General features: G+C 63.0%; 6 protein-coding genes. 1 reads left to right on the forward strand and 5 read right to left on the reverse strand.

What is annotated here, in order from left to right; translation table 11 throughout:
• The 5 genes from ABZ707_RS33005 to ABZ707_RS33025 all read right to left on the reverse strand — a co-directional run.
• On the reverse strand, nucleotides 1-164 hold a 164-nt coding region (locus ABZ707_RS33005; RefSeq protein WP_360182524.1), incomplete at its 3' end, for a flavodoxin-dependent (E)-4-hydroxy-3-methylbut-2-enyl-diphosphate synthase.
• 229 nt (nucleotides 165-393) lie between these two features.
• Complete coding sequence (locus tag ABZ707_RS33010) at nucleotides 394-1695, reverse strand: site-2 protease family protein (RefSeq protein WP_360182509.1); 1302 nt, start codon at nucleotides 1693-1695, stop codon at nucleotides 394-396.
• The gene (gene dxr / locus ABZ707_RS33015; RefSeq protein ID WP_360182512.1) at nucleotides 1692-2966 is read right to left on the reverse strand and encodes a 1-deoxy-D-xylulose-5-phosphate reductoisomerase; all 1275 of its coding nucleotides are present in this window, start codon (nucleotides 2964-2966) and stop codon (nucleotides 1692-1694) included. The genes ABZ707_RS33010 and dxr overlap by 4 nt, the downstream gene beginning before the upstream one ends.
• A 949-nt stretch (nucleotides 2967-3915) precedes the next feature.
• Nucleotides 3916-4416: an Imm1 family immunity protein gene (locus tag ABZ707_RS33020; protein WP_360182515.1), complete on the reverse strand. Its 501-nt coding sequence runs from the start codon at nucleotides 4414-4416 to the stop codon at nucleotides 3916-3918.
• On the reverse strand, nucleotides 4416-8141 hold the full coding sequence (locus ABZ707_RS33025) for a DddA-like double-stranded DNA deaminase toxin (protein WP_360182518.1): 3726 nt from the start codon (nucleotides 8139-8141) through the stop codon (nucleotides 4416-4418). Before ABZ707_RS33025 ends, ABZ707_RS33020 begins: the two co-directional genes overlap by 1 nt.
• A 496-nt stretch (nucleotides 8142-8637) precedes the next feature.
• On the opposite strand from ABZ707_RS33025, the gene ABZ707_RS33030 reads away from it, so the two are divergent.
• Nucleotides 8638-9132 (forward strand): hypothetical protein, encoded by a 495-nt coding sequence (locus tag ABZ707_RS33030; protein ID WP_360182521.1) that lies wholly within the window; start codon nucleotides 8638-8640, stop codon nucleotides 9130-9132.
• Nucleotides 9133-9414 lie beyond the last annotated feature (282 nt).

Below are 9414 nucleotides of genomic sequence, written 5' to 3' on the forward strand. Positions count from 1 at the left end.
TGCAACGTCGCCCCGATGTCCGACGTACGCGTCGTCGTCATCGACTGCACCGACACCGGCGCATCCCCACCAACCGCCACCGACCCGACCTGGATCTGGCGGCTGACCCTGCGTTCGGCGAGCTTCGTCGGAACGGACGGCATTCCGAGAGAAATTGCAGTCATCTGCTGTGCAACCCCAAGGTGTGGATCAAGGTCCCGAGATCGGCGGGCTCCAGGCCACGAGATTACGCCACCGCGTACCGCCGGAGCACATCCATGCGAAAAGTCCACACAAAGGTAAGCGGCCGGACACGAAACGTGTCCGGCCGCTGTGAAACAGACAGAATCGGTCGATCTTGATGCGAAGCGCGTTCAACCCCGGTCCGGCCCGAAGCGGGCCACGGGACAACCCTCAGCTGATCCTGACCGGGTTGACGACGTCGGCGACCAGGACGAGCAGGGTGAAGCAGATGAAGATCCCCGCCACCACATAGGCGACCGGCATCAGCTTCGCCACGTCGAACGGACCCGGGTCGGGCCGCTTGAACAGCCGCGCCAGCTTGCGCCGCAGGGACTCCCACAGCGCCCCCGCGATATGTCCGCCGTCGAGCGGCAGCAGCGGCAGCATGTTGAAGAGGAAGAGGGAGAGATTGAAGCCCGCGACCAGGAACAGCATCGCCGCGACCACGTTCTGCGCCGGGGCGTCCAGGTTCATCACCTCGCCGCCGATGCGGGCCGCGCCGACGACGCCGACCGGTGAGTCGTCCTTGCGCGGGCCGTCCCCGAAGGCCGCGCTCCACAGGTCGGGGATCTTGGAGGGCAGGGCGATGATCGATTCGACGCCGTCCCCGATCATGCCGCCCATCCGGTCCACGGACTGCGGGAAGGTGAGCGGGACGATCTCGCTGGCGGCGGCGAAGCCCAGATAACCGGCCGGCACGAACTTGTCCGGGACCGCCTGTCCGTCGGAGTCCTTCTCGGCGACCATGTTCTTGGCGAGGGTGGCGTGCAGCACCCGCTCCGTGCCGTCCCGTTCGACGGTGATGGTGGCCGGGCCGATCGTCTTACGGATCAGGCCGGAGAGCGTGTTCCAGTCGTCGACGCGCTGTCCGTCGAACGCGACGATCTTGTCGCCCTTCAGGAGGCCGGCCGCCTGGGCGGGCGAGACCGGGTCACCCTTCTCGCACGTGTCCCGCTTCTCGCTCTGCGCGATCACGCACTTCTGGACGCCGGCGACCTCGGTGGTCTGGGTCTCGAAGCCGAAGCTCATCGCGAGGCCGATGAAGATCACAACGGCGAGGATCAGATTCATGAACGGACCCGCGAACATCACGATCACGCGCTTCCACGGCTTGCGCGTGTAGAAGAGCCGGTCCTCGTCGCCCGGTTCCAGCTCCTCGAAGGCGGCGGAGCGGGCGTCCTCGATCATGCCGCGCCACGGCGACGTCGAGCGGGCCTCGATCCGGCCGTCGGGGCCCGGCGGGAACATCCCGATCATGCGGATGTAGCCGCCCGCCGGGATCGCCTTGATCCCGTACTCCGTCTCGCCCTTCTTCCGTGACCAGATGGTCGGCCCGAAACCGACCATGTACTGGGGCACCCGGATGCCGAACAGCTTGGCCGTCGAGAGATGGCCCAGTTCGTGCCAGGCGATGGAGATGAGCAGCCCCACCACGAACAGGACGATGCCCAGAATCGTCAACAGGATCGTCATGCGCGAGCCTCCGCTGGCTGTTCTTCGCTGAATTTCTCTGCCATGTCGCGGGCCCGGGCACGTGCCCAGGTCTCCGCCTCAAGGACGTCCGCCACCGTGAGCGACGTTCCCGTAGGGGGCCGGCCGTGTTCGGCGACGACCTCGGTGACCGTATCCATGATGCCGTTGAACGGCAGCCGTCCCGCCAGAAACGCGTCCACGCACTCCTCGTTCGCGGCGTTGAACACCGCGGGGGCCGTGCCGCCCAGGGTTCCGACGTGTCTGGCGAGCGCCACGGACGGGAACGCCTCGCCGTCCAGCGGGAAGAACTCCCAGCTCGACGCCTTGGTCCAGTCGAAGGCCGGGGCCGCGTCCGGCACCCGCTGCGGCCAGCCGAGACCGATGGCGATCGGCCCGCGCATGTCCGGCGGTGTCGCCTGCGCCAGCGTCGAGCCGTCGCTGAACTCCACCATCGAGTGGACGAACGACTGCGGGTGGACCACCACCTCGATGCGCTCGAAGGGGATGTCGTACAGCAGATGCGCCTCGATCACTTCCAGGCCCTTGTTGACAAGGGTCGCGGAGTTGATCGTGATCACCGGGCCCATCGCCCAGGTGGGGTGGGCCAGGGCGTCCCGGGGCGTGACATCCGCCAGCTCGGCCCTCGTACGTCCCCGGAACGGCCCGCCGGAGGCCGTCACCACGAGCTTGCGCACATCGGCACGGGTACCGGCGGCGAGCGCCTGGAAGAGCGCGGCGTGCTCGGAGTCGACGGGGATGATCTGGCCGGGCCTGGCGACAGCCTTGACCAGCGGACCGCCGACGATCAGCGACTCCTTGTTGGCGAGGGCGAGCGTCCGGCCGGCCTTCAGCGCGGCGAGGGTGGGGGCGAGTCCGATGGAACCGGTGATGCCGTTGAGCACGGTGTGGCACTCGGAGGCCGCCAGCTCGGTGGCCGCGCCGGGCCCCGCGAGGATCTCGGGCAGCGGCTCGTCCGTCCCGTACTCCGCCCGCAGCGCCTCCCGCAGCACGGGGACGATGTCCTCGCGCGCGACCGCCACGGTGCGGACCCGCAGTCGCCGCGCCTGCTCGGCGAGCAGCGCCACGCGGCCGCCCGCGGCGGAGAGCGCGGTGACACGGAAGCGGTCGGGATTACGCAGGACCAGGTCGATGGCCTGGGTGCCGATGGATCCGGTGGAGCCGAGGACGACGATGTCCCGGCGGCCTTCGGTCGGATCGAAGGCGATGTGCGGATCGGCGAGAGGGGCTGGGCTGTCGCTCATGCCCCCCATTCTTGCCCCATGCGCGCTCCGTGAGGACAGCGCGCCCCTGTGCGGACGCCTGTGCGGATTCCCTGGCACGCGCCTTTCCGGCCTTTCACTTCTTTGCCGCGTTTGCCGTCTTCACCACGGACCGGAACTTCTGCCACTGTGCCTGGACTATCTCGTCCGGCACTCCGCCGATGTCCTCGGTAGAACCGGCGGGGCCGTCGCGCGTCAGTCGGGCGTCAGCGGGAGGCGTCCAGGTGCTGGCGTCGGACGGTGACGAGGGCGCGCCAGCGGTACCGGGTGGGTCCTGGCCCGTCGAGCCACTGGGCGGGGGAGGGGGCGGGACCTCAGTCGGAGGGAATCCCTGGGTGACACAGAAGCGCTCCCACACCCGCCACGACTTGTCGTAGGTGCGGTGGTTTCTTCGGGGTGACGTCGGCAGCGACCGCGTCGGCCGGGTCCTCGGCCTCGGCCAGGCGCCGGACGGCGTCGATGCCGTGGCGTTCGACCCACCGCTCGACGAGCGCCTGGCGGGCGGCGGCTGCCTGACTCCAGCGTTGCCGGGGCGCTCTTCGGCGCGGCGGCCGCCGCCTCGACCGTGACCGTCACTTCGCCACTCCTTCGTCTGGTATCCGTGGTTGTCAGCCACCGGCCGACCGCCTCCAGCGCTCGGTGCCGGGCTGAACGCTGGCTGGAAGTCCGTAGAAGTCTCGCTCCTCGGTAGTCGCTTCCGGCGGAGGATTTGCACGCCGAGCGGTCACGTTTCCGGAGACGCATTCCTGTCGAAAGTTTAGGAGGGCTGTACGAGCATGACACCATCCGCGTTGAAAGTCCGGGTCGACAGACGAGAAGGTGCAGTGCGAAATTCCGCGCACTGCACCTTCTCGTCTGATACACAAAGACACGTCTGGGGCAGCGGTTTCACTGGCCCGGAGCATGAATTTATGCGGGTTGGAGCGACCTGCGGTTCTGCCTAATCTTCTGTCCAAATTTCGCCGGTGTAGTGACCTTTCATCCATTGCACCTGCGTCGGCCGGAAACCGGTTCCTTCGCGGAAGTATTCTTCTACCACCAAACGAATTCTGGGAAGCGGCAGCACGCTGGTGCGATCAAAGAAGGTCGGGCACCCCGGCTCGGAGACCACTTCGGGATCGAAATCCGGCGGAGATGAACTCAGGGACACCCAGGCGCTGTAGGCGAGATCATGGCCGAATTCTGCAGATATCTGACGAGCAAGCGATCCGTCGCAATACCAGATCAACCCTCCATATCCTGACGCATCGTCAATACCGATTGACAAGACGTTGTCCGGCGCCACGTTCTGGGATTCGTCGAACGCCACGTCAGCAACGATCTGAAAATCCGCAACTGCATCGAGCCTGTCACGTACAGCAAAGAATGCGTCGAGATATGCACACACTTCGCTCTCATTTTTCAGATATATCGGCTTTTGCCCCAGAACCTTAAGAGCCATTAGGTCCTCGTTCCTCGCAAAACTTTCTTCCCACCGGGGAAGTATACAGTCAGCGTGGAACCGACAGGGAGTATGACTGCGACTGCGTCGATGCAGTTCTGTGCCTTATCGCATACTCCTGCGTTGTTGTTGATGACGACGGTGGCATTCTTTATGCCTTTCTGGTCCATCCAGACCGCGTACTTCGTCTCCACGTGAGAAGAGGCTTTATATTTGGCGTTCTTGCTTGCCGGAAACCCCTTCTTACCGAAAAGTCGCCTCTGCGCTTCCGCCCACAGCGGATCATCGTACGAGTTATTTTCGCCATCGTACCATTTCTCACCGCTCTTCATCTCTTCAATCCCTGGCGGAAGTTCAGGAATTGGGTCACCGTTCTCGTCAAGCAATCTTCCAGTGGTTCTTTTATCCGTCGGCGTTCGCGCAGGAAGTTCATCGAGGACCCTCTTCACCTTGTCCCGGAACTTCTGACATTCTTGTTCCGGAAGCCCCCTGGAAAGATTTGAAGTGGCTGCACCGACAAGGCAGGTGACTGTGCGCCTAGCCGCCCGAGAGGATTCGAGGGCCTTGACTCCCTCGTCTACCTTGGTGAGGAGCTTGAGTTTCCCCGCCGGTATAAGGCTGAGAGCTGCGAAAGCGCAGTCCTTGGTTGCCGGCTCTTCTATGCATCTTTCAATGTCAGCGAGACCAGATATTTCCCATACCACTGCGTGTGCGGTGGTACCAGGTTGCGCGGCATCGTAGATCCATCGGAAGATGGGAAGTTGGCAGGGTGCAGGAAAGAAGCGTCCTGGAACACACTGAGGCTTTCGGGGCCCTTCTTGTTTCTTGCGTTCCTCTTCAGCCCGTCGGGTCGCTTCTTTCAGCTCTGCTTCGGCAAGGTCGTGCACCCTCTGCCAGGCGGCGGCGGCGTCAGCGTCTGCCTCGTCTCTACTTTTTCCTGCGGCAAGAGCAGATGTGTGGGCTTCATCCTTTGCCCTGTCTGCCCTTTTTGCTGATTCGCGGGCGTAGGCGGCAGAGAATTCTGCGTTGGCCGCAGAGTTTTCAGCGGCTTCGGCATCTGCGTCAGCCCTACTGGCTGCGGCTCGTGCGGTAACAGCGGACGCTGCTGCTTGGGCAGCACTGTCTTCTGCTGCGTCGGCCGAGGAATCAGCGGCAGACGCGTGCTCTACCGCCTGTTGCGCAGAGGTCTGCGCCTTGCCAGCGGCTTCAGCCGCCGCAGCGGCCGCGTTGATGGCCTTGGCAGCAGCTTCGGCAGCACGCCAGGCGTCCTCATTGGCCTTCGCCGCAATCATCGATCCTTCGGCCAACAGGCCTTGAACATGATGAGTGTGGGTGGTGGCTAGGTCGTCCTTGCGTTGCGCCATGTATTGGCCGACGGTGACAAACTCATGTACAAGCTCTGCGGGGCCGGCCAGTGCAATTGTGGCAGCTGCTTTGAGCTCCGGGCTTCCGTTAGTGGCGAGTTGGGCGGTGAGAATCCGTTCGTCGAGAAGCTGCTGACCGTACTGCCCAACTTGAAGAAATGTGGCGAGTGCTTTGGGCGTGCCTTCTTTGAGAGCTGCTGTTGCGGCTTCTTTGACGTAAGTGCCGCCCACCGTGGCGAGGCGGGCTACTTCCACCCGCATCTCGGTGTGTCCGGCTTCGTACTGGCCCGTGGTGAAGAAGGTTTCGATCTGTTCCGGAGTGCCGGCGAGAACCTCGGCAGCGGCGGTGCGGACGGATGCGAACAGGCTTTGAGTGCTGAGGCTGACGACTTGCTGGCGGATGTCGTTCTGTTCGGCCTCCTTCCACCGGGTTCGCAGGTAGTCCAAAACGTCTTGCTCGGTGCCGGACAGCGCGCGGGCGGCAGCCTCCTGCTGCCAGGGGCCGAGCAGCTTCATGGCCTGCATGGCCAGTTGCCGCCCTCTGGCAGCCGTTGCTTGCGTGTCGGCGTCGGGCCGACTGGCTTCCTGGGCGAGCTCGCCTGCCGTGGCGTACAAGGACCGGGCCTGAGATGCTGCGGTAGCAGAGGCTTTGATTGCCGCTTCCGAAGTTGCCTTCATCGACCGAGCACTCTCGATCGCCGCGTCCGTGCGGGTATCGAGTTCGGCGCTTTCGGTTTCCCTTGCCAGGGCGTAGATTCCCTTCGCCTGGTTCACCGCTGTGGTTGCTGCGGCGGCCGCAATCTTGGCCTGGTCAGCATTCTTCTTTGCTACGGCGGCGTAAGAGGCCGAATCTCCCGCGTGGTCGGCGGCGTCGTCCGCGTATTCTGCTGCTTTCCGCGCGTGGCCCGCCGCTGAATTGGCGGCGTCCCGTGCTGCGTAGGCCGCCGCCGCTGAGCGTCTTGCCAGGCTGGCCGCACGGTCGGCCGCACGGTCGGCCGCGTCGGCATGGCGCCGCGCGTCGGCTGCCGCAGCCCGAGCCTCGCTCGAATGCGCACCCGCGGCATCGGCGTAGTCGTTCGCTCGTATTGCTTCGTCGGCCGCCGCGCGAGCATTGGTAGCGGCGCCCTTGGCGTTGTCGGCTGCCGTGGCGGCAGCTTCAGAAGCTGCCCCGGCCTTCGCGACGGCCAGGCCCGAAGCCTCGGCCGCGTCCGCAGCCTTGCGGGCGACGCCGGCAGCCGTTCGTGCGGCAGCCGCGCCCTGCGCGTTGGCCCCAGCCGCAATGGCCTTCTTGTGTGCCTCGTCCGCAGCTGATGCAGCCTTGCTGGCCGCCGCAGCGGTTTGCGCAGCAGCCAGTGCGGCCCGCCGTGCGGCGGCATTCGCAGCGTCAGCTGCTCCGATGGCTACCTGAGCGGACTCGGCTGCGGCCTGGGCAGCATCTGCGGCCTGCCGGGCCTTGATTCCGGCTAGCTTGGCGTCGTCCTTAGCAGCACCAGCCTCGTCTGCAGCATCGTGCGCAGCTTCCTTAGCCAGCTTCGACGCCTGGATCGACTTTGCGGCTGCCTCTTCTGCCTGCTTCGTTGCCTCTTCAGCCTGCTTGCCGGATTCCTTCGCCTGCTTGAGCAAGTCCTCGATGTTGGTTTGCTCAAGGTCTCGGGCGCGGGCAGTTACCTGTCCGACGTCCAAGAACTCTGCGATGTCCTCAGGCGTTCCCTGCAAAGCGACCTTGGCGGCTGCTCTGACGTTCGGAGTTCCGTTTGTGGCCAAGTAGGCCGTGTCAATTCGGTTGTCAGTTTTGAGAGCCGAGTATTGGCCTTCGCTCAGGAATTGTTCGCGCTCTTCTGCGGAGCCCAGCAGCGCAGCCTCGCCCGCATCGTGGACATAGGTGCCTCCCAGAGTCGCCACCCGGGCGGTTTCTATCCTGTTGTCCAGGTCCTGCGATTCCTGGTACCCGAAGTTGAGGAAATCTTCCAACTCCGTCGGCGTGGTTTGCAGCGCTGCGACTGCGGCTTCGCGCACGTAGGGACCGGCGGTCATCGCCAGACGCGCGGTCTCAATATGGTTGTCTACGTTCTGGATGGACTCGGCGTTCTGAATAAATTTTTGGATGGCCTCGTCACCACCGAGCAATGCCTGCTCAGCAGCGTCCTGCAACCCCGTGCCGCCGGTTTTCCAATACGTGACAATGTCGGCACGTATGCCTTCAGGAAGCGCCGCGGGGTCCGTTTCCGCTGCTGTGGCTGGGGTGCCCAGCAGTCCTGCAAACAGGCCGGCTGACAGCAATGCGGTCAGGGCTCGTCGACGACCTCTACGAGTTCTTATTACTTCAAAATGCGAACTACTGGAAAATCTTCGACGTTTCATTTAGATGCTCCTTTTGACGAGGGAACAATCTGAACGCACGGCCAAAAAATGGGCGAGTGTTACAGAAGGTCCACACTTGCGGAGTTTCGTGAAGTTGTCTGTACGAAAAGTTTTCTGATCGTACACACAGCTTGCCGCCGGGAGCGACGGAGTCAGCCCGGAAGTTCATGCTTAAGCGAAGGTAGAAGCACCTACAAATCGCGTAAATATAGATACCATCCATATGTAAACCCATAGCGAGGTTATGTACCCTTCGGGTTAATATTTCCGTAGTGACTGTCGGCTTGCGCAGCGGAACCCCCACGTATCGCGCACGCGGTTGCCCGAAGAGAGGGGAAAGTTGTATGAAGTCTTGAGGGTTTTTGTGTGATCAAAATTACCCTTGTGGCCGATTCGAGCAGCCATTCAGGCCGTGCTTTACTTCCTCTCAATATGGCACTCAGTGCAAATATTGCTGGTTATTTTCACGGAAAGGTTCACTATGTCTGATATTCGCGTGAAGAAGATCCTTGGCCTGAGTTTCGCTACCGCTTTGGCGGCCGGTGCGGCCACTCTCGGCGTAGCGCACGCTGACGGGACCGAGGGTGCTGCGACAGCCGTTGAGAGCGGCATGCCCTCGGCGGTCGAACGCTTCGCCTATCCCAACGCGTCGCAGATCGAAGAAGAGACAGGTGCGATTCTAAAGAGTGGCGACGGTCACCTGCTCTTCATGGAATGCGATGACACTCAGGACATCAGAATCGAAGGTTCAGACGGTGGAGACGTCCACAGCTACTGTTTCAGAGTGACCACCAAGCCGGCCTTCATATCGCTGGAAATCCCCCAGGCTTATGGCATATGGACCACGGATGACCCGGTAAAAACAACCGTTCGGAAGGAAGACGGCGCGACGACGGTGATAAACGCGCCGGCTGCGGGATTCACCGGATATGGGGAGGCCGGAGCGGATCGCGAACGCACCACGCTAATTGAACTCCGCGTTTCGGGCTGACGCGCGATTTCCTGAAACAAAATTCTACTTAGAACTCCTTCTCGGAGATCTTGCGCCTGCGTTATGAGGGCTCGTTCACCCGGCGCTGTCCGTTTTCCCCTCATTGCGGGCCCGACTCTAGAAAGTGTTCACGATGCACTTTCGTCGTCGCGGATATCTCAAATCCGATTATTAGCTCGGCACTTGCATTAAGAGGATGTCTCACGTGGTCGTGTGCTGGTGCGGCATGATGTTGCACCGTGAGGGTTGATCTGTCGCGTCGGCTCGTGCCGGACGAACTAT

It is taken from the genome of Streptomyces sp. NPDC006923 (assembly GCF_040635655.1).
Classification (GTDB): Bacteria; Actinomycetota; Actinomycetes; order Streptomycetales; family Streptomycetaceae; genus Streptomyces.

Excerpts from the sequence above, each read along its gene's own strand:
- ABZ707_RS33010 (WP_360182509.1), bottom strand. The coding sequence starts at position 1,695 with ATGACGATCCTGTTGACGATTCTGGGCATCGTCCTGTTCGTGGTGGGG.
- dxr (WP_360182512.1), bottom strand. The coding sequence starts at position 2,966 with ATGGGGGGCATGAGCGACAGCCCAGCCCCTCTCGCCGATCCGCACATC.
- ABZ707_RS33020 (WP_360182515.1), bottom strand. The coding sequence starts at position 4,416 with ATGGCTCTTAAGGTTCTGGGGCAAAAGCCGATATATCTGAAAAATGAG.
- ABZ707_RS33025 (WP_360182518.1), bottom strand. The coding sequence starts at position 8,141 with ATGAAACGTCGAAGATTTTCCAGTAGTTCGCATTTTGAAGTAATAAGA.